General features: G+C 73.3%; 25 protein-coding genes. 13 read left to right on the forward strand and 12 right to left on the reverse strand.

Translation table 11 applies throughout. From position 1 onward, the window contains the following. Window positions 1-3: 3 nt before the first annotated feature. Complete coding sequence (locus C1I92_RS17325; RefSeq protein ID WP_199521315.1) at window positions 4-1,164, forward strand: cysteine desulfurase family protein; 1,161 nt, start codon at window positions 4-6, stop codon at window positions 1,162-1,164. Beyond that, entirely contained in the window at window positions 1,161-1,382 is a 222-nt protein-coding gene (locus C1I92_RS34500; protein ID WP_199521316.1) for a sulfurtransferase TusA family protein, read from the forward strand. The genes C1I92_RS17325 and C1I92_RS34500 overlap by 4 nt, the downstream gene beginning before the upstream one ends. A 51-nt stretch (window positions 1,383-1,433) precedes the next feature. On the opposite strand, the gene C1I92_RS17330 is transcribed toward C1I92_RS34500, so the two are convergent. Further along, window positions 1,434-1,781, reverse strand: a complete 348-nt coding sequence (locus C1I92_RS17330; protein WP_111255904.1) for a HesB/IscA family protein — start codon at window positions 1,779-1,781, stop codon at window positions 1,434-1,436. 67 nt (window positions 1,782-1,848) lie between these two features. Then, window positions 1,849-2,967: a glycerate kinase family protein gene (locus C1I92_RS17335; protein ID WP_111255905.1), complete on the reverse strand. Its 1,119-nt coding sequence runs from the start codon at window positions 2,965-2,967 to the stop codon at window positions 1,849-1,851. A gap of 189 nt (window positions 2,968-3,156) precedes the next feature. Here C1I92_RS17335 and nagA point away from each other — a divergent pair, with 189 nt between their 5' ends. The 4 genes from nagA (at window position 3,157) to C1I92_RS17355 (ending at window position 7,356) form a co-directional block, all read left to right on the forward strand. Further along, window positions 3,157-4,404 (forward strand): N-acetylglucosamine-6-phosphate deacetylase, encoded by a 1,248-nt coding sequence (gene nagA, locus C1I92_RS17340; protein ID WP_111255906.1) that lies wholly within the window; start codon window positions 3,157-3,159, stop codon window positions 4,402-4,404. A 41-nt stretch (window positions 4,405-4,445) separates the two neighbouring features. Next, window positions 4,446-5,249, forward strand: coding sequence for a GNAT family N-acetyltransferase (locus C1I92_RS17345; RefSeq protein WP_111255907.1), 804 nt, complete (start codon window positions 4,446-4,448; stop codon window positions 5,247-5,249). 70 nt (window positions 5,250-5,319) lie between these two features. Continuing rightward, window positions 5,320-6,504, forward strand: coding sequence for a quinolinate synthase NadA (gene nadA / locus C1I92_RS17350; RefSeq protein WP_111255908.1), 1,185 nt, complete (start codon window positions 5,320-5,322; stop codon window positions 6,502-6,504). Between the two features lie 75 nt (window positions 6,505-6,579). Then, complete coding sequence (locus tag C1I92_RS17355; RefSeq protein WP_111255909.1) at window positions 6,580-7,356, forward strand: DUF899 family protein; 777 nt, start codon at window positions 6,580-6,582, stop codon at window positions 7,354-7,356. Window positions 7,357-7,770: 414 nt separating this feature from the next. Here C1I92_RS17355 and pspAB read toward each other — a convergent pair whose 3' ends face one another. The 4 genes from pspAB to C1I92_RS17375 form a co-directional block, all read right to left on the reverse strand. Beyond that, window positions 7,771-8,337 (reverse strand): PspA-associated protein PspAB, encoded by a 567-nt coding sequence (gene pspAB / locus C1I92_RS17360; RefSeq protein WP_111255910.1) that lies wholly within the window; start codon window positions 8,335-8,337, stop codon window positions 7,771-7,773. 4 nt (window positions 8,338-8,341) lie between these two features. Further along, window positions 8,342-9,196 carry a zinc metalloprotease HtpX gene (gene htpX, locus C1I92_RS17365; RefSeq protein ID WP_199521317.1) on the reverse strand — a complete coding sequence of 285 codons (855 nt, stop codon included), beginning with the start codon at window positions 9,194-9,196 and terminating at the stop codon, window positions 8,342-8,344. A gap of 177 nt (window positions 9,197-9,373) precedes the next feature. Beyond that, window positions 9,374-9,667, reverse strand: a complete 294-nt coding sequence (gene pspAA, locus C1I92_RS17370) for a PspA-associated protein PspAA (protein ID WP_111255912.1) — start codon at window positions 9,665-9,667, stop codon at window positions 9,374-9,376. Then, the gene (locus C1I92_RS17375; protein ID WP_111255913.1) at window positions 9,664-10,458 is read right to left on the reverse strand and encodes a PspA/IM30 family protein; all 795 of its coding nucleotides are present in this window, start codon (window positions 10,456-10,458) and stop codon (window positions 9,664-9,666) included. Before C1I92_RS17375 ends, pspAA begins: the two co-directional genes overlap by 4 nt. 122 nt (window positions 10,459-10,580) lie before the next feature. Here C1I92_RS17375 and C1I92_RS17380 point away from each other — a divergent pair, with 122 nt between their 5' ends. From C1I92_RS17380 to C1I92_RS17390, 3 genes are read left to right on the forward strand one after another with little or no spacing between them, the layout of a single operon-like run. After that, window positions 10,581-11,168 carry a DUF3043 domain-containing protein gene (locus C1I92_RS17380; protein WP_111255914.1) on the forward strand — a complete coding sequence of 196 codons (588 nt, stop codon included), beginning with the start codon at window positions 10,581-10,583 and terminating at the stop codon, window positions 11,166-11,168. Then, window positions 11,165-11,671 carry a GNAT family N-acetyltransferase gene (locus tag C1I92_RS17385; RefSeq protein WP_233507054.1) on the forward strand — a complete coding sequence of 169 codons (507 nt, stop codon included), beginning with the start codon at window positions 11,165-11,167 and terminating at the stop codon, window positions 11,669-11,671. The genes C1I92_RS17380 and C1I92_RS17385 overlap by 4 nt, the downstream gene beginning before the upstream one ends. A gap of 18 nt (window positions 11,672-11,689) precedes the next feature. Continuing rightward, window positions 11,690-12,691 carry an aldo/keto reductase family protein gene (locus tag C1I92_RS17390; RefSeq protein WP_111255915.1) on the forward strand — a complete coding sequence of 334 codons (1,002 nt, stop codon included), beginning with the start codon at window positions 11,690-11,692 and terminating at the stop codon, window positions 12,689-12,691. A gap of 574 nt (window positions 12,692-13,265) precedes the next feature. On the opposite strand, the gene C1I92_RS17395 is transcribed toward C1I92_RS17390, so the two are convergent. Further along, window positions 13,266-13,487: a hypothetical protein gene (locus C1I92_RS17395; protein WP_111255916.1), complete on the reverse strand. Its 222-nt coding sequence runs from the start codon at window positions 13,485-13,487 to the stop codon at window positions 13,266-13,268. Between the two features lie 321 nt (window positions 13,488-13,808). Between C1I92_RS17395 and C1I92_RS17400 the strand changes: the two genes are divergently transcribed. Further along, window positions 13,809-15,068 (forward strand): MFS transporter, encoded by a 1,260-nt coding sequence (locus tag C1I92_RS17400; protein ID WP_158564183.1) that lies wholly within the window; start codon window positions 13,809-13,811, stop codon window positions 15,066-15,068. Between the two features lie 23 nt (window positions 15,069-15,091). Here C1I92_RS17400 and gcvT read toward each other — a convergent pair whose 3' ends face one another. From gcvT to C1I92_RS33870, 4 genes are read right to left on the reverse strand one after another with little or no spacing between them, the layout of a single operon-like run. After that, a complete protein-coding gene (gene gcvT / locus C1I92_RS17405) occupies window positions 15,092-16,186 on the reverse strand; it encodes a glycine cleavage system aminomethyltransferase GcvT (RefSeq protein ID WP_111255939.1) in 1,095 nt (364 codons plus the stop codon). 25 nt (window positions 16,187-16,211) lie between these two features. Next, window positions 16,212-16,535: a hypothetical protein gene (locus C1I92_RS17410; RefSeq protein WP_158564184.1), complete on the reverse strand. Its 324-nt coding sequence runs from the start codon at window positions 16,533-16,535 to the stop codon at window positions 16,212-16,214. Next, window positions 16,532-17,116, reverse strand: a complete 585-nt coding sequence (locus C1I92_RS33400) for a hypothetical protein (RefSeq protein ID WP_146605181.1) — start codon at window positions 17,114-17,116, stop codon at window positions 16,532-16,534. The genes C1I92_RS17410 and C1I92_RS33400 overlap by 4 nt, the downstream gene beginning before the upstream one ends. After that, complete coding sequence (locus C1I92_RS33870; protein WP_158564185.1) at window positions 17,113-17,262, reverse strand: hypothetical protein; 150 nt, start codon at window positions 17,260-17,262, stop codon at window positions 17,113-17,115. Before C1I92_RS33870 ends, C1I92_RS33400 begins: the two co-directional genes overlap by 4 nt. A gap of 142 nt (window positions 17,263-17,404) precedes the next feature. On the opposite strand from C1I92_RS33870, the gene C1I92_RS17415 reads away from it, so the two are divergent. Together C1I92_RS17415 and C1I92_RS17420 are read left to right on the forward strand one after the other, a co-directional pair. Beyond that, on the forward strand, window positions 17,405-18,166 hold the full coding sequence (locus tag C1I92_RS17415) for a metallophosphoesterase family protein (protein WP_111255919.1): 762 nt from the start codon (window positions 17,405-17,407) through the stop codon (window positions 18,164-18,166). Between the two features lie 52 nt (window positions 18,167-18,218). After that, window positions 18,219-19,718 carry a leucyl aminopeptidase gene (locus C1I92_RS17420; protein WP_111255920.1) on the forward strand — a complete coding sequence of 500 codons (1,500 nt, stop codon included), beginning with the start codon at window positions 18,219-18,221 and terminating at the stop codon, window positions 19,716-19,718. Window positions 19,719-19,749: 31 nt separating this feature from the next. On the opposite strand, the gene C1I92_RS17425 is transcribed toward C1I92_RS17420, so the two are convergent. Further along, window positions 19,750-20,073 (reverse strand): hypothetical protein, encoded by a 324-nt coding sequence (locus tag C1I92_RS17425; protein ID WP_111255921.1) that lies wholly within the window; start codon window positions 20,071-20,073, stop codon window positions 19,750-19,752. A 152-nt stretch (window positions 20,074-20,225) separates the two neighbouring features. Here C1I92_RS17425 and lpdA point away from each other — a divergent pair, with 152 nt between their 5' ends. Next, on the forward strand, window positions 20,226-21,608 hold the full coding sequence (gene lpdA / locus C1I92_RS17430; protein ID WP_199521319.1) for a dihydrolipoyl dehydrogenase: 1,383 nt from the start codon (window positions 20,226-20,228) through the stop codon (window positions 21,606-21,608). Window positions 21,609-21,677: the final 69 nt, after the last annotated feature.

Below are 21,677 nucleotides of genomic sequence, written 5' to 3' on the forward strand. Positions count from 1 at the left end.
ACGATGAACACCCGCGGCGTGTCGGCCTCCCCGCCGGGGTACTTCGACACGGCGTCGACGGAGCCGCTGCACCCCGCCGCCCGCGAGGTTCTGCTGGCCGCCGCCGACGAGGGCTGGGCCGATCCGGCGCGGCTCTACGGCGCGGCCCGGCGGGCCCGGATGCTGCTGGACAACGCCCGCGAGATCGTCGCCGCCGTCATCGGCGCCCGGCCGGACGAGGTGACGTTCACCGGCAGCGGCACCCAGGCGATCCAGCTCGGCATGCTGGGGACGGCTGCGGGCCGACGGCGTCAGGGTGACGGCCCGCGGGTGGTCGCCGTCTCCGCCGTCGAGCACTCCGCCGTCCTGCAGACCGCCGCCCACCTGGAACGACACGACGGAACAACGACGCGCGAGGTGGGCGTCGGGCCCGACGGCCGAGTGGATCCGGCGGCGTTCACCAAGGCGATCGACGACGACACCGTGCTGGCCTGCCTGCAGGCCGCCAACCACGAGGTCGGCACCGTCCAGCCGGTCGACGAGATCGAGACCGGCGACGTCCCGCTGCTGGTCGACGCCGCGCAGGCGGCCGGGCGGGCGCCGCTCCCCCGAAGCTGGTCGGTGCTGACGGCCAGCGCGCACAAGTGGGGCGGCCCCGCCGGCGTCGGCGTCCTCGCGGTGCGCAGGAACGTCCGCTGGCGCTCCCCGCTGCCCGACGACGAGCGCGGCGGCGGCCGGGCGCCGGGGTTCGAGAACGTGCCCGGCGCGCTGGCCGCGGCCGCGGCGCTGTCGGCGCGCTGGGAGGAGGCGGAGGCGGTCGCCGCCCGTCAGCGTGAGCTGGTCGACCACATCCGCGCCCGCGTCCCGGAGCTGCTCGACGACGTCGACGTCGTCGGCCACCCGACGCTGCGGCTGCCGCACCTGGTGACGTTCTCGTGCCTCTACGTCGACGGCGAGGCGCTGGTCACCGAGCTGGACCGGGCCGGGTTCGCGATCTCCAGCGGCTCGTCGTGCACGTCGAGCACGCTGCGTCCGAGCCACGTGCTGGCGGCGATGGGCGCACTGACGCACGGCAACGTCCGGGTCTCGTTGACCCGGGACGCCACCCGTGTGGACGTCGACCGCCTGCTCGCCGCGGTCGTCGACGTGGTCACCCGGCTGCGGGCCGGGCTGGAGGCGCTGTGAGCGAAGGTGCGCTCGTGCTGGACTGCCGTGGTCAGCGCTGCCCGCTGCCGATCATCGAGCTGGCGAAGCGGATCGGCGACGTCGAGGTGGGCCAGACCGTGACGGTGCTGGCGGACGACCCGGCGGCGGCGTCGGACGTCCCGGCGTGGTGCCGCATGCGCGGCCACGAGTATCTGGGCGCCGACGGCGACGCCTACGCCGTCCGCCGGCTGCGCTGAGGCACGCGAAAGCCCCCGCCGACGTACCCGGCGGGGGCTATCGGGCGTCGATCAGTGGAACGAGTCGCCGCAGGCGCAGGAGCCGCCCGCGTTCGGGTTGTCGATGGTGAAGCCCTGCTTCTCGATGGTGTCGACGAAGTCGATCGTCGCGCCGCCGAGGTAGGGGGCGCTCATCCGGTCGACGACGACGTTGACGCCGCCGAAGTCCTTCACAGCGTCTCCGTCGAGCGACCGCTCGTCGAAGAACAGCTGGTAGCGCAGCCCCGAACAGCCACCGGGCTGAACGGCGATGCGCAGCGCCAGGTCGTCGCGGCCCTCCTGGTCGAGCAGCGCCTTCACTTTCGAGGCCGCGCCATCCGTCAGCACGACACCGTCGGTGACCTGTTCCTGAACCGTCATCTCGTTCTCCCGCTCCGAGTGGACTACGTCTCCACGCTACAACGTGACCCACCGGATTGACATTCCTTCACCGGCTCCAGGTCTTCGCCACCCGTTCGGCGACGGCGGCCAGGCTCTCCCGCGGCCGGCCGAACGACTCCTCGGCGCCCACCATGTCGACCATCGCGTACGCGGCCTCGATGCCGTTGGCCCGCAGCTCACGGTTGCCGACCTGCACGGCGCCGGCGAACGCGACGCACGGGCGCAGCGCCGGCCCGGCCAGCCCGGCCAGTCCGGACACGACCTTGCCGCTCATCGACTGCCAGTCCAGCTTGCCCTCGCCGGTGATGACGAGGTCGGCGCCGGCGACCAGGTCGGACAGCCCGACGGCGGCGGCGACGGTGTCGAAGCCGGGCTCGCGGACGGCGCCGAGCAGCAGCAACCCGTAGCCCAGCCCACCCGCCGCACCCGCACCGCGGTGGTCGGCGACGCGACGGTCGGCCAGCTCGGCGAACGTCGTCAGCGCACCGTCGGCCGCCAGCCGGTCGGCGTCGCTGACCAGGCCCTTCTGCGGACCGAACACGTTGGTCGCGCCACGCAGCCCGAGCAGCGGGTTGTCGACGTCGGACGCGGCGACCAGCTCGACGCCGGCCAGCCGTTTCCGCGCCGGCGCCAGGTCGAGCGCCGTCAGCGCGGCCAGCCCGTCCGGTCCGCCGCGCAACGCGTCGCCGGGTGTCGCCTCCGCGCCGAGCGCCGCGAGCAGTCCGGCGCCGCCGTCGTTCGTCCCGGACCCGCCCAGCCCGACGACGATCCGCCGGGCCCCGGCCTCGACGGCGTGCGCGATCAGCTCGCCGACGCCGTACGTGGACGCCCGCGCGGCCGTGCCGGTCGCGGGGAGCCGGCCGTCGCCCACCGGCAGCAGCGCCAGCCCGCAGGCCTGCGCCGACTCGATGTACGCCGCGTCGCCGGCCAGCAGCAACGTCGCCGGGACCGGCTCGCCGAGCGGCCCGGCGACGGTCGCCGCGAGCAGCTCGCCGCCGAGGCTGGAGTGCAGGACGTCGACGAAGCCCGGCCCGCCGTCGGCCATCGGCACGGTGACGACCTCGTCGTCGGGCGCGCTGCGACGCCAGCCCTCGGCGATGGCGTCGGCGGCCTCGACCGCGGTGAGAGTGCCGGCGAACTTGTCCGGTGCCACCAGGATCCGCATGCCCCGAGTGTGCCGTATCACGGGATTCGGTCCGGATACCCGGGCCCCGGCCGGTTAGACCGGCCGCCGCGTCGGGTATCTTCCGTGCAGCGATATGACCAGCGGCTACGACTCCCAGATCGCGCTGGTGCAGCCAGGGGCGGACGACGACGGCGCTGCCTGGTTCACCGCGCCGCTTGGTGGTGCGTGATGACGGACGGGGCCGGCGCAGGCGACTATCCTCACCCGCACGGGCGGGTGTCCGGTCCCCCGATCCGCACGGCGCTGGTCGGCGGGACGCTGCTCTGGTCCGACGGCCGGCTCGCGCCCGGCACCGTGGTCTTCGGCGGCGGCGTCGTCCAGACCGTCGCGGCCGGCGAGGTGCCGGCCGGCACCGGTCCCGCCGACGCCATCCGGGTCGACGTCGTGCACGACGTCACCGGCCGGATCGTCGCGCCGGGCTTCGTCGACACCCACGTCCACGGCGGCCTGGGCGCGAACTTCATGACCGCCGACGCCGACGCGGGCGCCCGCATCTCCGGGTGGCTGGCCGCCGGCGGCGTCACGTCGTGCCTGGCCACGACCGTCAGCGCGGCGCCGGAGCGACTGGAGCGGACGCTGCAGGGGCTGGCCGGGCTGCGCGGCCGGCTGGCCGGCGGCCGGGGTGTCGAGCTGCTGGGCGTCCACGTCGAGGGGCCGTTCCTCAACCCGGCGCACCACGGCGTGCACTCCCCCGAGCACCTGCGAACGCCGTCGGCGCAGGCCGTCGACGCGCTGCTGGCGGCCGGCGACGGCGCGATCCGGGTGGTCACGCTCGCGCCGGAGCTGCCCGGCGGGATGGACGCGGTCGCCCGCTTCGCCGCCGCCGGCGTCCACCCGTCGCTCGGCCACTCCGCCGCCTCGTTCCAGCAGGCCAAGGCCGCGATCGGGCGCGGGCTGGACCGCGCGGCGCACCTGTTCGAGTATCTGGCGCCGATGCACCATCGCGAGCCGGGCGCGGTGCCGGCACTGCTCACCGACCCGCGGGTGCGCTGCGAGCTGGTCGCCGACGGCGTCCACGTCGCGCCGGAGATGCTCCGGTTCGCCTTCGACGTCGCCGGCTGGGAGCGGATCCTGCTGGTCAGCAACGGGTGCGACACCTCCGGGCTGACGCCGGGGCGGCACCGGCGCTGGGACGGCGTCGAGGTCGAGGTCGGCGCGACCGAGTCACGGACCCTCGACGGCGCGCTGGCCGGCAGCGTCAGCCGGCTGGGCGAGGCGCTGCGGGTCCTCGTCGCGCAGGCGGGTGTCGCGGTCGCCGACGCGCTGCGGATGGCCGCCGCGGTGCCGGCCGCGTCGCTCGGGCTGACCGACCGGGGCCGGCTCACGCCCGGCCGGGTCGCCGACATCGTCGTGCTCGACTCCGACCTGGGCGTTCGCCGCACCTACGTCCGCGGCGACGTCGTCTTCGACGGGTAGACGAGCTGGCGCCGCGGCGCCGGACCTGGTGATGTGGGGGCATGCGGATCCGGCCGATGCGTCCCGAGGACGTCGAGGCGGCGCGGCCGCTGGCGGCGGCCGGCGACGGCTGGGCCGAGCGGGCCGGGCACCTGCTGACGACCGACCCCGGCGGCTGCTGGGTGGCCGACGACGCCGGCGCGGTGGTCGGCGTCGCGATCGCGCTGCGCCGTGACCTGCTGTGGGTGCTGTCCAGCTTCGCCGTCCGCCCCGATCACCAGGACGGCGGCATCGGCGCGGCGCTGCTGGACGCCGCCGTCGGCTACGGCGCCGGCTGCCTGCGCGGCCTGCTGACGTCAGGGCCGGACCCGCAGGCGCTGCGGCTCTACCGGCGGGCCGGGTTCACACTGCACCCGACCATGCGGCTGAGCGGCGTGGTGGACCGGTCCGCGCTGCCCACGGTCGACGGGGTGCGCGGCGGCACCGCGGCCGACCTGGACCTCGTCGACTCGGTGGACCGCCGCGTGCGCGGGGCCACCCACCGGTCCGACCACGCGTTCGTCATGCGGCACAGCGCGCTGCTGGTCTGCGACCTGCTGACCGGCAGCGGGTACGCGTTCGCCACCGAGCGGGGCGTGCAGCGGCTGGCGGCGACGAACCGGGCGGTGGCGCAGCGGCTGCTGTGGGCGGCGCTGGCCCGGACGGCGCCCGGATCGTCCGCCGACGTGCGGAATCTCACATCGGACCAGGAGTGGGCCATCGACGTCGGTCTCGCCGCTGGTCTGCGCCTCGACCAGGACGGCTACCTGGCGTTACGGCAGCTGCGGCCGCCCGCGCCGTACGTTCCGTCCAGCGGATTCGGTTAACGGCGTGGGACGATTGTGAGTACGGCGCGTGTTGTCACCAGCGCCGAGCGCGAGAAAGGGCTGACCAGCCGTGACCGTGACCCAGACCCCGTCGAACCCCGTCCCGCTGCTGCTGCTCGGGCGCGGTGCCGACCCCGCTAGCGAGCGCGGCGTCGAGTGTCCCGGCGACCTGCCCGCCGCCAGCGACCCGGACCTGGTCGAGCGCGCCCGGCGCGCCCGCGCGGCGCTGGGCGACCGCGCGTTCGTCCTGGGGCACCACTACCAGCGCGACGAGGTCATCCAGTTCGCCGACGTCACCGGCGATTCGTTCAAGCTGGCCCGTGACGCCGCCGCCCGTCCGGAGGCGGAGTTCATCGTCTTCTGCGGCGTGCACTTCATGGCCGAGTCGGCCGACATCCTGACCGGCGACCACCAGCAGGTCGTCCTGCCCGACCTCGCCGCCGGCTGCTCGATGGCCGACATGGCCCGGCTGCTGCAGGTCGAGGACGCCTGGGCGCGGCTGGAGGAGGCCGGCGTCGCCGCCTCCACCGTCCCGATCACGTACATGAACTCGTCGGCCGACATCAAGGCGTTCTGCGGCCGCAACGGCGGCGCCGTCTGCACGTCCAGCAACGCCAAGCAGGCACTGGAGTGGGCGTTCGAGCACGGAGAGAAGGTGCTGTTCCTCCCCGACCAGCACCTGGGCCGCAACACCGCGGTCCTGCAGCTGGGCCTGTCGCTGGACGACTGCGTGGTGATCGACCCGCACAAGCCCGGCTTCGGCGTCACCGACGAGGAGCTGCGCGCGGCGACCATGCTGCTGTGGAAGGGGCACTGCTCGGTCCACGGCCGGTTCACCGCCGAGTCCGTCGCCGACGTCCGCGCCCGCATCCCCGGCGTCAACGTGCTCGTGCACCCGGAGTGCCAGCACGAGGTCGTCACCGGCGCCGACTACGTCGGGTCGACGGAGTACATCATCAAGGCCATCGCCGAGGCGCCGGCCGGCTCGGCCTGGGCCGTCGGCACCGAGCTCAACCTGGTGAAGCGGCTGGCCGCCGAGCACCCGGACAAGACCGTCGTGTTCCTGGAGAAGACGGTCTGCTTCTGCGCGACGATGAACCGGATCGACCTGCCGCACCTGGTGTGGACGCTGGAGAGCCTGGTCGAGGGCCGCGTCGTCAACCGCATCGAGGTCGACGCCGACACCGCCCACTGGGCCCGGGTCGCGCTGGACCGCATGCTCGCGCTCCCCGGCAGCGGCGCCGTCAAGGACTGACCGCTCCGCCGGCGATGAGTTCTCGCCGGGTCGCGGGTCGGTACTGGTGACTGCCCGCGACCCACGGAGGACACCATGAGCACGCCCGCCGGCTCCGCCATCCGCCCCGGCCTCCCGCCCGTGGCCGACCTCGCCACCTGGCAGGCCGCCCGCGACGAGCTGCTGGTGCGGGAGAAGGCGCACACCCGCGAGGGTGACGCCATCGCCGCGGCCCGCCGCCGGCTGCCGATGGTGGAGTTCGACGGCGCCACCGAGGTCGTCGGGCCAGACGGCCCGGTGCCGTTCCTGGACCTGTTCCAGGGCCGCGACGAGCTCGTCGTCTACAAGCACATGTGGTGGGACGGCGCGCCGCACCAGGGGCAGTGCGAGGGCTGCACCTACGCGGCCTGGAACCTGAAGGACGCGGTCTACCTCAACGCCCGCGGCGTCTCGTTCGCCATCCTCACCACGGGCCGGTGGGACGAGGTGGCCGCCTACGTCGAGTTCATGGGCTACACGCAGCCCTGGTACTCGGTGCGCGACGTCGCCGCGCCGGTCGGCGACTCGATGGGATCGTTCACGTGTTTCCTGCGCGACGGAGACCGCACGTTCCTCACCTACTCCACCACCGATCGCGGCACCGAGACGGCGAACGGGACGTTCGGCCTGCTCGACCTCACGCCCTACGGCCGCGGCGAGGCGTGGGAGGACCAGCCCGCGGGCCGGCCCGAGGGACACCAGGCGTGCTGGTACTGGCGCACCGACGCCAGCGGCGCCGCCGGGTGGGGTCCGGACAGCCGGCCCGCGCCGCAGTGGACCCGGCCCGGCGCGACTCGCGAGCAGACCCTCGGGCGGAGCGGCCAGCACCACTGAGCCGGGCCTACCCCGCTGGGCTGATCACGTTGAGTTGGCCTGCGCCCGCTTCACGAGGCATGCATGCCTGGGGAAACGGGAGCACGCCTGCTCAACGTGATCATTCCCAGCGCTCCTGCTGTGGGCTCTGCTCTGCCGTGATCATCAACCGGTGGCGACGTCCCCGGAACACACAGACGACACCATGACGTCGCCCGCGGTTGATGATCACGGGAAGGAACCAGTCGAGCCCGCGAAACCGGCGGATGCACGCCACAGCGACGGTTCCGGGCCGGCGCCGGTCTGCATCCGGCGGTTTCGCGGGCATCGGCGGTCGTCGCGGGTACCTGCGCCGGCCGCCCCGTCCGCCGGCCTTCATGTTCGCCGGTGAGCACTGCCACCCACGGAAGCAGCAGAAGAACCGATTCCCCAAGGTCAGACGCCGGGGGCGCCCCAGACGGGGAACCAGCGGGCGACGTCGGGCTCGATCGGGAGGTCGCCGCCGACGAGGGCGCGCACCTGCAGCTCCAGTGCGTTGTCGCGATCCTGCCGGCGCGCGTCGACCGGGGCGAACGGGTAGAACGTGCCGCGCTTGTAGAGGTAGACCAGCGCCAGGCCGCGGCCGTCGTCGGAGCGCAGGCCGATGGTGGTGCACAGCAGCGACGGCCCGAACCCGGCCTCCTCGAGGGTGGAGTTGACCGCGTGCAGGTCGGTGCACAGCTCCGACATCTGCTCCGGCTGCCGCTTGACCACCAGCCAGGTATAGCCGAAGTCGTCGTTCACCTGCTCCGGCTCCGAGCCGCCGAGCAGCGTCGTCACGTCGGCCTTGAGCCGGGCGAACGGCGCGCCCTCGACCTGCCGGAAGCACACCGCGCCCACCCCGCTGGGGTGCATCTGCGCGGACGCCTCCAGCGTCAGCGCCGCCGTGGGCAGCGCGAACAGTGCGTCGAGATTCGGCTGGACCTGCTTGGAACGCCCGAAGATGGCGTCGAGGATCCCCACGAAGTCACTCCCGGCCCAGCTCGACGGAGATGCGGCTGAGCTGATCGAGCCGCTTCTCCAGCGGCGGGTGCGAGGCGAAGAGCGAGGCGATGTCGAGCTTGCCGGTCAGCGCCGGGACGAAGAAGAACGCGTTGTACGGCTCGGCCGCGCGCAGGTCCTTCTTGGGGATTCGACCCATGTCGCCGGAGATCTTGGTCAGCGCGCTGGCCAGGGCCGACGGCTGGCCGGTGAGGATCGCGCCCGCACGGTCGGCGGCCAGCTCGCGGTAGCGCGAGAGCAGCCGGGTGAGCAGGAAGCTGACGCCGTAGACCACAGCCGCGACGACCGTGACGAGGAGCACCATGATCGCGGCGTTGTTGTTGTTATTGTTCCGGCTCAGCCCGGACCACAGCAGCATGCGGGTCATGAAGCCGGCCAGCACGCCGACCACCGAGGCGATCGTCATGACCAGCACGTCGCGGTGCGCCACGTGCGACAGCTCGTGGGAGAGGACGGCCTCGACCTCGCGCTCGTCCAGCCGGCGCAGCAGGCCGGTGGTGACGGCGACGACGGCCCGCTCGGGGCTGCGGCCGGCGGCGAAGGCGTTGGGGATGTCGGTGTCGGAGATCGCGACCCGCGGCTTGGGCATGTCCGCCAGCGCGCACAGCCGGTCGATCATGGCGTGCAGCTCGGGCGCCTCCTGCGGCGAGACCTCACGGGCGCCCATGCCGGCCAGCGCCAGCTTGTCGGAGAAGTACCACTGGCCCCAGAACACGCCGAGGCCGATGATGACACCCAGCCAGAGGCTGCTGGTGCCGTAGGAGATGGCGCCGATCAGCACCACGTAGAGCAGGGCAAGGACGACCATGGTCAGGCCCATCCGGGCCGAGAGTCCACGGTCCGGGGCGAACCTCGAGCGCGCCAACGCTGTGTTTCCTTTCCTCCTGCGGCGGGGAGTACCTGCACCGCATTCACTAGGGAGAACGCGCCACGGGTGCCCGTTCGTTCCCCGCCGCCGCCGAGGCAGGTCCGTGCCGACCCACCTGGCGGCGCCGGGTCACTTGACCGGCGGCTCCGAGGGGACCAGGCCCTCGTCGGTGAGGAGCTCGCGCACCTCGTCGATGTGCGCCTCGTCGTACGGGAGCACCAGGTCGCTGTCGACCAGGACGTCGTCGGCGACCGCGGTGCCCGCCCGGCGGACCTCGTCGAGCAGCGCCTTCAATGCCGCGCGGAACGCGTCGTCGTCGCCGCTGTCGATGGCCTCGCCGAGCGCGTCGTCGAGCCGGTTGAGCTCGTCGAGATGGGTCTCGTCGACCTCGAACTGGCCCTCACCCATGATCCGGATGATCACAGCTGGCCCTCCTCGCGCTGCCGCTGCGGCTCCGCCGCCTCGGCCGCCGGCGCCGCGCCGTTCCCCTCGAGCTGCTTCGGCGGCTCGGCGCCACCGGTCAGCTCGCCCTTCATGCGGGCCAGCTCGAGCTCGACGTCGCTGGTCGAGGCCAGCCGGTCCAGCTCGAGACTGATGTCGTCCTTCGACGTGCCGGTCGGGTCGTCGAGGGCGCCCGACGCCAGAAGCTCGTCGATGGCGCCCGCGCGCGCCTGCATGTTCGCGGTCTTGTCCTCGGCGCGCTGGACGGCCAGGCCGACGTCGCTCATCTCCTCGGAGATGCCGCTGAACGCCTCGCCGATGCGCGTCTGCGCCTCGGCCGCGGTGTAGCTGGCCTTGATCGTGTCCTTCTTGGTGCGGAAGGACTCGACCTTCGCCTGCAGCCGCTGGGCGGCGAGCGTCAGCTTCTCCTCCTCGCCCTGCAGCGACTGGTGCTGGGTCTCCAGGTCGGTGATCTGGTTCTGCAGACCGGACCGGCGGGTCAGCGCCTCGCGGGCGAGGTCCTCACGGCCGAGCGACAGCGCCTTCTGCGCCTGCTCCTGCAGCTTGCCGGACTGCCCCTGCAGCTGCGTCATCTGCACCTCGATGCGCTTGCGGCTGGTGGCGACGTCGGCCACGCCGCGGCGCACCTTCTGAAGCAGTTCGAGCTGCTTCTTGTACGAGTAATCGAGCGTCTCCCGGGGGTCCTCGGCGCGGTCGAGCGCCTTCTCGGCCTTCGCCCGGAAGATCATGGACATTCGCTGGAGGATCCCCATGAGGCCAGGTATCCCTTTCTCGAGCTGGTGAGCACTGCGACACACAGTGTTTCCACCCAACCCTACGGCGTACGGCGGCGGCGTGGCAGGGCCGGTGTGAATACTGTCCTACCCTGGTAGACGTGTTCCGTCGCCGAACTTCTCCCGAGCCCGCCGCCGCTCCCGTCGAAGCCGCCGCGGACGACGTCGCCCAGCCGGCCGGCAAGGGCCGCCCCACGCCGAAGCGTTCGGAGGCCGAGAAGGCCCGCAAGCAGCGGGTCCGGCCGGCGCTGAACCGCCGCGAGGCGATGCGCCGCGACCGCGAGCGGATGCGCGAAGAGCGGGCCAAGACGCGCCAGGCGATGAACACCGGCGACGAGAAGCACTACCTCGCCCGCGACCAGGGCGACGTGCGGCGGTTCGTCCGCAACTACGTCGACTCCCGGCGCACGGTGGCCGAGTTCTTCCTGCCGATCATCCTGATCATCCTGCTGACCAGCCTGATCGGCGTCCCCGTCATCCAGTTCGCGTCGACGATCATCTGGGTCGGCGTCATGATCCTGCTCATCGTGGACTTGACGATCCTCGGCATGCGGGTGAAGCGTGAGGTCCGCAAGCGCTTCCCCGACGACCCCGGGAAGGGACACGTGCTGTACGCCATCACCCGCGCCACCCAGTTGCGCCGGCTCCGTCTCCCCAAGCCTCAGGTCAAGCCCGGGGCGCTCGTGTGAGCACGGCGCCAACGGCCGACCGCGACGACACCGGCCTGTTCATCCGCGCGCTGCGCTACTCCGACCCCGTCGTGCGGGCGCTGGAGAGCGAGCTGCAGCTGGAGTACGCCGAGCGCTACGGCGATCCCGATGAGGGTCCGATCCACCCCGAGCAGTTCACCCCGCCCGAGGGCCTGTTCCTCGTCGGGTTCGTCGGCAACGAGCCCGTGGCCACCGGCGGCTTCCGCCGGCATGACGACGGCGTCGCCGAGATCAAGCGCATGTACGTCGCACACGAGCACCGCGGCGGCGGCCACGCCCGCCGGCTGCTGGCCGAGCTGGAGGCGCAGGCGGTACGGGCCGGATACACCCGGGTCGTGCTGGAGACCGGGCTGAAGCAGCCCGAGGCGATGGCGCTGTACCAGTCCAGCGGATACGTGCCGACCGAGCCGTACGGCTACTACAGCCAGGAGGAGCTCAGCCGGTTCTTCACCAAGGACCTGGATCTGTCAGCCGGCGCGTGAGCCGATAGATTCGCACGCATGGAATTTCGCAGCCTCGGCCGGTCCGGCCTGAAGATCAGTGAGATCGCCTACGGCAACTGGATCACCCACGGCTCCCAGGTGCAGGACGACACCGCCATCGCGTGCGTGCGCGCCGCCCTCGACGCCGGCATCACGACGTTCGACACCGCCGACGTCTACGCCGGCGGTCGCGCCGAGGAGGTGCTCGGCCACGCACTGGCCGGCGTCCGGCGCGAGTCGCTGGAGATCTTCACCAAGGTCTTCTGGCCGGCCGGACACAACGGCCCGAACGACCGTGGCCTGTCCCGCAAGCACATCCACGAGGCGATCGACGCCTCGCTGCGCCGGCTCGGCGTCGACTACGTCGACCTCTACCAGGCGCACCGCTACGACGCCAGCACGCCGCTGGAGGAGACGATGGAGGCCTTCGCCGACGTCGTCCGCGCCGGCAAGGCCCTCTACATCGGCGTCTCGGAGTGGACGGCCGACCAGCTCCGCCAGGGCCACGCGCTGGCCCGCGAGCTGCGCATCCCGTTCGTCTCCAACCAGCCCGAGTACTCGATGCTGTGGCGAGTGATCGAGTCCGAGGTGGTCCCGGCCTCGGAGGACGTCGGCGTCTCGCAGGTCGTCTTCTCCCCCATCGCCCAGGGTGTGCTCACGGGCAAGTACCAGCCGGGGCAGGCGCCGCCGTCGGGTTCGCGCGGCGCGATGACCAGCGGCGGCTCCGACATCGGCCAGCGGCTGCTGACCGACGACGTGCTCACGCGGGTGCAGAACCTGCGGCCGCTGGCCGATCAGGCCGGGCTGACGCTGGCCCAGCTGGCGGTCGCGTGGGTGCTGCAGAACGACAACGTCGCGGCCGCCATCGTCGGCGCGTCGCGGCCGGAGCAGGTGGTCGAGAACGTCGCCGCCGCCGGCGTCACGCTGGAGGCGGACCTGCTCAAGGCGATCGACGACGTGCTCGGCGACGTCGTCGTGCGCGACCCGGCCGAGACGGCCAAGCGCTCACCGAAGTACTGACGACGACGGGCGGCGGGACCGGACCACACCGGACCGGGTGGACCGGGCCTGCCGCCGCTCGTTGGGCCCTCGCCGGTCGTGCCGTCGCGCGCCGCCGGACTCGCGTCGCCGCACTCGCATCGCCGCCGGACTCGCGTCGCCGCACTCGCATCGCCGCCGGACTCGCGTCGCCGCACTCGCATCGCCGCCGGTCGTGCCGTCGCGCGCCGCCGCGCGTGGTAGGCATGTCCCGCCCCTCTAGGGAGGGTGCCCACCCTACGGGCGGGCACCGACAACGTCGGCGCGACCTGGCCCGGGGCCCGCTCGGCGCGACCCGACCCGGCCCGGGGCCCGCTCGACGCGACCCGACCCGGCCCGGGGCCCGCTCGGCGCGACCCGACCCGGCGCAGGACCCGCTCGACGCGACCCGACCCGGCGCAGGACCCGCTCGACGCGACCCGACCCGGCGCAGGACCCGCTCGACGCGACCCGACCCGGCGCGCGACCCGCTCGGCGCGACCCGACCCGGGGAGCCAGCCGTGGCCGGTCCGGCCGCCCGCTCCCGACAAGGCACTGGCCGGCCGCCAGGCGCCGGTCAGTCCGGCGGGGCCAGGCTCATCGGGCCGTAGACCTCGCGGCCGTCCTCGACCAGCACGACCGAGTCGACGCCGGCTTCGACGAGGTCGCGCCAGTGCTCGCCCAGCCAGCTCTCGGCGTCGGACTGGGTCGGGAACCCGGCCTCCGGCCGCCCGGTACCGTCGTCGACGCCGGGCGCCGGGGCACCGTCCGGTGCCAGGAACCGCCACGTCCAGCTCATCTCGCGCCTCCGCTCCACACCGGTCACTGCCCCGACAGTACGGCGCCGGCCCACCGCCCCCGCGTCCGGCCCACCGTGTAACTCACGTCACATCAGATTTCTCCGCCGGAGCGCGTCATGACCCGCCGCCTCCTCTGTCTTGACGGGTACAGGGGCGCGTCGTTGCCGCGCAGGGGACGGCAACGACGCGCCCTGGTTTCTACCCGCCGGTACCTTTCTGACGGGCACCGCGACCCGCCCCCGAGGCGCCTTGACAAGACACCCGTCATGCTGTTGCCTTCCGCGTAAAGTTCAGTTCGCGGGGGGCGGGAGTTCATCGACGTGGGTAGTTCAGCGCCCGCACGGCGCCAGCGTCTCCTCAACGACCCGGACATCTTCCGGTACGTGGCGGCGCGGATCGTCTCGTTGACCGGCTCGGCGGTGACGTTCATCGCCATGCCGGTGCTGATCTACGGCATCACCGGGTCCGCGACGTGGACGTCGCTGGTGATCGTCGCCGAGGCGGTGCCCTACCTCGTGTTCGGCCTGTGGGCCGGCGCGCTCGCCGACCACGTCGACCGGCGCCGGATGATGGTCGGCGCCGACCTGCTGGCCGCGCTCTCGCTGGCCACCGTCCCGATCGCGTTCTGGTTCGACGCTCTCACCGCCGGGCACGTGCTGATCGCCGCCTTCGTCGTGCGGACCATCTACGTCTTCTTCGACGCCGCCAACCAGGGCGCGCTGCCCAGCCTCGTCGGCCGGGAACGGCTACCGGCGGCGAACGCGCTGGTCGCGGGCGGCAGCACGGTCGCCGAGACGGTCGTGCCGATGATCGCCGGCGCGCTCATCGTCGTCATCTCCCCCGCGTCGATCATCGCCATCGACGTGCTGACGTTCGTCGCGTCGGCGCTGCTGATCCGCGGCATCGTCCGGCCGCTCACCGGCGTCCGCGACCGCGACCGGGAGAGCACGCTGCGGCTGTCCGCCGTCGCCGAGGGCACCCGGTTCATCCTCCGGCACGAGATCATCCGCGTCATGATCGTCATCGGCGTGCTGGTCGCGTTCAGCGCCGGCTCCCTAATGGCGATCCTCGTCGTCTGGGCCGACCGCACCCTCGGCGTCCAGGAGGGCGACTGGCGCCTGGGCATGCTGTTCGGCGCCTGGGGCATCGGCGCCGTCGTCGGCAGCATCCTCATGCCACGCCTGATGCACCGCTTCGGCGGCGCCCGGTCCGCGTTGATCGTGCTGCCGTTCGCCGCCGCCGCCGGGATCACCGTCGCGCTGGCCCAGAGCTGGCTGACCGGCGCGCTGGCGATCGCCGGCTGGTCCTTGATGTACCTGGTCATCGCCACGATCTCGGTCACGCTGCGCCAGCAGGTCACCCCCGAGCCGCTGATGAGCCGCGTCATGACGGCCGGCCGCATGGCGACGTTCGGCGTCGGCTACCCCCTCGGCGCCGTCGCCGCCGGCGCCCTGGCCGGGGCGCTGGACACCGACCGGGTGATCCTGATCTGCCAGCTCTCGCTCGTCGTCGCGGCGATCGTCGCTTGGTCGTCGCCGCGGTTGCGGTCCGCGCCGCGTCGGCTGGACGTCGCCGAGTAGGCCCGCTGGGGCCCTCTTGGCGCTCAGCTCTCTTTCGTCGAGGGCTGGACGAACGGGGGTTTGACGACCTCGAACGCCTCGGAGCGGCCGCGGACGTCGACGTGGACCTCGGCGCCTTCGGCGACGTCCGGCGGGAGGAGGGCGAGGCCGATGCCCTGCTTCAGGGTCGGCGAGAACGTCCCCGACGTCACCATGCCGACCGGGGCGCCGCCGGCCGTGACCGTCATGCCCGGCCGCGGAATCCCGCGCCCCGACGCCTTCAGACCGACGAGCCGGCGGGCGGGGCCGGCGGCCTTCTCGGCCAGCAGGGCGTCGCGGCCCCAGAACGCCGGCTTCGACCAGCCGACCGCCCAGCCCGCCCGCGCCTGCACCGGCGAGATGTCCAGCGACAGGTCCTGGCCGTGCAGCGGGTATCCCATCTCGGTGCGCAGCGTGTCGCGGGCGCCCAGGCCGGCCGGCGCGATGCCGTACGGCTCGCCGGCCGCGAGCAGCGCGTCCCACACGGCGCCGGCGTCGGCCCAGGGCACCAGCAGCTCGTAGCCGCGCTCGCCGGTGTAGCCGGTGCGGCAGACGGTGAGCGGGACGCCGTCGTGCGTCGTCTCGGTGAAGGACATGTAGGGATGGTCGGTCGGCAGGCCGAGCGCCGTCAGCACCTCGTCGCTGTTGGGGCCCTGGACGGCGAGGACGGCGAAGTCGCGGTGCCGGTCGCGCACCTCGACGCCGTCCGGCGCGGCCGCGGCGAGCCGGCGCACCACCTCGGCGTTGTTGGCCGCGTTCGGCACCAGCAGCAGGTCGTCGTCGGCACGCAGGTAGACGATCAGGTCGTCGACCACTCCCCCGGACTCGTCGCAGCACAGCGTGTACTGGGCCTGGCCGGGCGCGATCTTCTCCAGCGCGTTCGTCAGGCAGGAGTCGACGAACGCGCGCGCCCCCGGCCCGGTGACCGACGCCTTGCCCAGGTGGCTGACGTCGAACAGGCCGACCCGCTCGCGCACCGCGGTGTGCTCGTCGACGATGCCGGAGTACTGCAGCGGCATCGACCAGCCGCCGAACTCGGCGAACTTGGCGCCCAGCGCCACGTGGCGGTCGTACAGCGAGGTCCTGGCGAGGTCATCCATGGTCACGGCCACACCCTAACGGGACTCACCAGCCGGTGTCGGCGGCGCCGACGGCGGCGCCGGTGGCCAGGAGGTCCGGTGGCAGGACGCGGCCGACGGCGAGCCCGGCGCCTTCGACGCACCGGCCGTCCGGCTCGTAGGTGAGCGCCGTGCTCACGCTGAGCACGACGCCACGCTGGAGGGCGACGGTGCGCGGCCGGCCGCTGCCGCCGCCGCTGTTGCCGCGGACGTCGACGATCAGCCGGTCGGACGCGCCCAGCTCGGCGAGTGCGGCGTCCAGGGCGTCCGGGTCGGACCAGGCACGGGTCCGCAGGTAGCCGGTGCCGGACGGCAGCCGCGACCAGCTCACCGGCGCCGCCTCGACGCCGTCGAGCCAGGCCAGGTCCCCGCCACTCCCGCGCCGGACGGTGACGTGGGCAGCGGTCGCGCCGGGCACGGTGAGCGCCCTGCGGCCGGCGAACCGCGCCAGGGTCCGCGCCTCGGCGCCGGTCGTGGCCAGCAGCCGCGCCGCGTCGACCGGTGCGCCACCGACGTCGACCAGGAGATCGCCGGGACGGCGCCGGCCGCCCAGCCGGCGCTCCACCGCGGCACGTGCGCGAGCCTGACGCCGTCGGCGCCGGCCAGCGCCGTGTACGGGAGCACCCGCCGTGGCCCCGCGGCCCGCACCGACGTGTGCGGGCCGCGCAGCTCCGCCACCCATCGCTGCAGGTCAGCGAGGTCCGCCGGCTCACGGTGGCGAGCAGAGATCGCCGGCCAGTCCAGGCCGCGCAGCGCGAACGCCGGATACGTCCATCCGATCTCGGCCGCCAGCCGGTCCGCGGCCTCGGCAGTCGTCGCGGCGGGGCGCGGCGTCAGCACGCCGGCCACGCCGGTGCGGACGGCCGTGCGCAGCAGGCTCAGCGCGGTCCCCGGGTCATCGCCCGCCGTCACCACGACGACGTCGCCGGCCAGCTCGACGGCGGGCCCGGCCGGCGCTCGGTCTGCCGGCGCCAGGCGGCCAGTTCCGGATGCGGCGCACCGGGCGGGTCGAGGAACAGCCGCGGCCCGCCGTCGGAGCCGGAGCGGCGCACCCGCACCCGCGCGCCCAGCTCGGCGGCGAACTCCGCCTGCTCGCGGACGACCAGTTCGGCCAGCTGCTCGTCCCCGCCGGGGGCAACACCAACCAGGCGAGCTCCGCGCCGGCGAAGGGCCGTGGGTCCATCGGCCTATTCTCGGGGCATGGTCGCCTCGGTCGCCGTCCTGTCCGACGTGCACGGGGCGCTGCCCGCGCTCGACGCGGTGCTGGCCGAGCCGGACGTGCGCGCGGCCGAGCGGATCGTGCTGACCGGCGACATCGCCGCCGGGCCCATGCCGGTCCAGACGCTGGACCGGCTCGTGTCGCTCGGCGAACGCGTGGTCTGGGTGCGCGGGAACGCCGACCGCGAGCTGGTCGCCGTCGCCCGAGGCGGGACGTCGGGCATCGACGTATCGGACTGGGCCGGGCGGCAGCTGCGGCCGGATCAGGTCGAGCTGCTGGCGAGCCTGCCGCACCCGGTCACGCTCGACGTCGACGGGTTCGGGCCGGTGCTCTTCTGCCACGGCACGCCGCGCGACGACGACGAGGTCGTGCTGGTGGACAGCTCGCTGACGCGCTGGGCCGAGGTGCTGTCCACCGTCCCGGCGGACGTCCGCACGATCGTGTGCGGGCACACGCACATGCCGTTCCTCCGCCTCGTCGACCGCCGGCTGGTCGTGAACCCGGGCAGCGTCGGCATGCCGTACGGGCAGGCCGGCCCGCACTGGGCGGTGCTGCGCGACGGCGCGGTGACGCTGCGGCGCACCGCCGCCGACCCGGACGCGCTGGCCGACGCCGTCGTCGCGGCCAGCGACTACCCCGGCGCTGGCGCCTGGGCGGACGAGTATGCGCGCACCGTCCACTCCGACGCCGAGGCGCTGACGGTGTTCGCGCCGCGGGACGGGCGAGCGCCGGGCCCGCCGTGACCCGGCGGTAGCATCGGGCGGAATCGACTGAACGAGCGACGTCAGGAGAACCGTGACCAGCATCGCCCTGTCCTCTGCCGCCCCGAACGGCCTCAAGGTCGACGCCGTCGTCGTCGGGGTGGCCCCGGGCGACGACGACGTCGTCCTGCTGCCGGGCAGCGAATCCCTCGACAAGGCGCTCAAGGGCTCGCTGGCCAAGGTGCTCGGCCAGCTCGGCGCCACGGGGAAGGCCGACGAGGTCACGAAGCTGCCGGCGATGGGTGCGGCGAAGGCCGGGCTGCTGGTCGCCGTCGGGACGGGGCCGCTGGCCGAGGCCGGCACGCCTGCTCGACACGAGTCGCTGCGCCGGGCCGCCGGAGCCGCTGCCCGCGCGCTGGCCGGCCAGCCGTCGGCCGCCGTCGCGCTGCCGATCCTGGACGAGCAGGACGCGGCCGCCGTCGTCGAGGGCCTGCAGCTCGGCGCCTACACGTTCGACCAGTACAAGAGCGGCGACCCGACGACGCCGGTCGGTTCGGTGACGCTGATCGGTCCCGGTGTGAAGGCCAAGGGCGTCAAGGACGCCGTGGCCCGCGCCGAGACCGTCGCCGCCGCCGTCAACCGGGCCCGCGACTGGGTGAACATGCCGCCGCGCGACCTCACCCCCGCGACGTTCGCCGAGGCCGCGACGAAGCTGGCCAAGAGCGCCAAGCTCGACGTCGAGGTGCTGGACGAGAAGGCGCTGGCCAAGGGCGGCTACGGCGGCCTGATCGGCGTGGGCCAGGGCTCGGCCAACCCGCCCCGGCTGGTCCGCGTCGCCTACCGTCCGTCGCGGGCGAAGAAGCACGTCGCGTTCGTCGGCAAGGGCATCACGTTCGACTCCGGCGGCCTGTCGCTCAAGCCGGCCGACAGCATGCCGGAGATGAAGAGCGACATGAGCGGCGCCGCGGCCGTCGTCGCCGCCGTGCACGCGATCGCCCAGCTCGGCACGAAGGTCGCCGTCACCGTCTACGCCGCGATGGCCGAGAACATGCCGTCGGGCAGCGCGCAGCGCCCGTCCGACGTCATCACGATCTACGGCGGCAAGACCGTCGAGGTGCTCAACACCGACGCCGAGGGCCGGCTGGTGCTGGCCGACGGCATCGTGCGGGCCGGCGAGGACGAGCCCGACCTCATCGTCGACGTCGCGACGCTGACCGGCGCCGCCATCGTCGCCCTGGGCAAGCGGGTCTCCGGCGTCATGGCCAACGACGAGGAACTGGGCGCGGCCGTGCAGGACGCCGCCGGGCGGACGGGCGAGGCGATGTGGCCGCTGCCGCTGCCGGTCGAGCTGCGCGAGAAGCTGGACTCCCCCGTCGCCGACATCGCCAACATCGGCGACCGCTGGGGCGGCGCGCTGCAGGCCGGGCTGTTCCTGCAGGAGTTCGTCGCCGACGGCATCGGCTGGGCGCACCTCGACATCGCCGGGCCGGCGTTCAGCGACAAGGCGTTCGGCTACACCCCGAAGGGCGGCACCGGCGCCGCCGTCCGCACGCTGGTCCAGCTCGTGGAGGATGTCGCCGACGGCCGCATCTGACGGTCCGGCTCCGGGACGGCGGTCGCAGCGCTCAGGCGCCGCGGCCGCCGTTCTTGCGGTTCCAGTCGCGCATGCGCTGCGGATAGCCGACCACCTGCGCGTCGTAGGCCGGGATGCCCAGCTTGCGGGCCAGCGCGTGCGCCGCGGCGGCGTCGCGGACCCGGCGCCGGGTCCACTCCCCGTCGTGGGCGACGAAGACGACGGTGGTGGCGGTCATGGTCGTCGGCGGCTCGACGAACGCCTCGACGCCGCGGCGGGACCGGGCGAACTCCTCGAGGTGCTTGACGTCGGCGGAGTCGGCAGCGCGGTCCAAGCTGCCGTCGGCGCTCTTCCGCCGTCGCCGGAACAACCCCATCGTCGTGACCTCCGAGTCCGTTCTCGCCTGGTGGAAACCTGACACTACCTGCTCACAGTGCAACGTCCCGGTCCGGTGAATGGTGTCGGAACAGCGAATGGAAGGATGCTGTTGGACGTCTCGAGACAACGACGACATCGAGGAGCACCATCGTGGCCGACACCGCCGGTTTCGACGTCATCATCCTGGGCGGCGGGAGTGGCGGCTATGCCGCGGCGTTCCGCGCTGCCGAGCTGGGGATGAGCGTCGCGCTGATCGAGAAGGACAAGGTCGGCGGCACCTGCCTGCACTACGGCTGCATCCCGACCAAGGCGCTGCTGCACGCCGCCGAGGTCGCCGACCAGTCGCGCGAGAGCGAGCAGTTCGGCGTCAAGACCTCCTTCGAGGGCATCGACATGGCCGGCGTGAACTCCTACAAGGACGGCATCGTCGCCCGGCTGTACAAGGGCCTGCAGGGCCTGGTCAAGGCCAACAAGGTCACGCTGATCGAGGGCGAGGGCAAGCTCGTCGCGCCGAACGCCGTCGAGGTCGGCGGCACCCGCTACGAGGGCCGCAACATCGTCCTGGCGACGGGGTCCCGGTCCCGCTCGCTGCCGGGCCTGGAGATCGACGGCACGCACGTGATCAGCAGCTACGAGGCGCTGACGCTGGACCGCGTGCCCGCGTCGGCGGTCGTGCTGGGCGGTGGCGTCATCGGCGTCGAGTTCGCCAGCGTGTGGCGCTCGTTCGGCGCCGACGTCACCATCGTCGAGGCGCTGCCCCGGCTGGTGCCGGCCGAGGACGAGGCGTCGTCGAAGGTGGTCGAGCGGACGTTCCGCAAGCGCGGCATCGGCTTCAAGACCGGCGTGCGGTTCGCCGGCGTCGAGAAGCGCGACGGCGGCGTCACCGTGTCGCTGGAGAACGGCGAGACCATCGACGCCGAGGTGCTGCTGGTCGCGGTCGGACGCGGCCCGGTCACCGAGGGCCTGGGCTACGAGGAGAACGGCGTCACGCTGGACCGCGGCTTCGTCACCACCGACGAGCGGCTGCGCACGTCGGTGCCGAACGTCTACGCCGTCGGCGACATCGTCCCCGGCCTGCAGCTGGCGCACCGCGGCTTCGCGCACGGCATCTTCGTCGCCGAGCAGATCGCCGGGCTCAACCCGGTCCCCGTCGAGGACGCCGGCATCCCCCGCGTCACCTACTGCGACCCCGAGGTCGCCTCCGTCGGGCTCACCGAGGCGCAGGCCAAGGAGCGGCTGGGCGAGGACAAGGTCGAGTCGCTGGAGTACAACCTGGCCGGCAACGGCAAGAGCCAGATCCTCAGGACGCAGGGCTTCGCCAAGCTCGTGCGCGAGAAGGACGGCCCGGTCATCGGCGTGCACCTGGTGGGCGCGCGGGTCGGCGAGCTGATCGCCGAGGCGCAGCTGATCTACAACTGGGAGGCGCTGCCCGACGAGGTGGCCCAGCTCATCCACCCGCACCCCACGCAGAGCGAGGCGCTGGGCGAGGCGCACCTGGCGCTGGCGGGCAAGCCGTTGCACGTCCACGGCTGACCTGCCGGGGCATAAGCTTGCCTCGGCCTTGTAGCGACGGACCGTACGTAGCACTCGAGAGGACAGACG

The organism is Jiangella anatolica (genome assembly GCF_003236295.1).
GTDB lineage: Bacteria > Actinomycetota > Actinomycetes > Jiangellales > Jiangellaceae > Jiangella > Jiangella anatolica.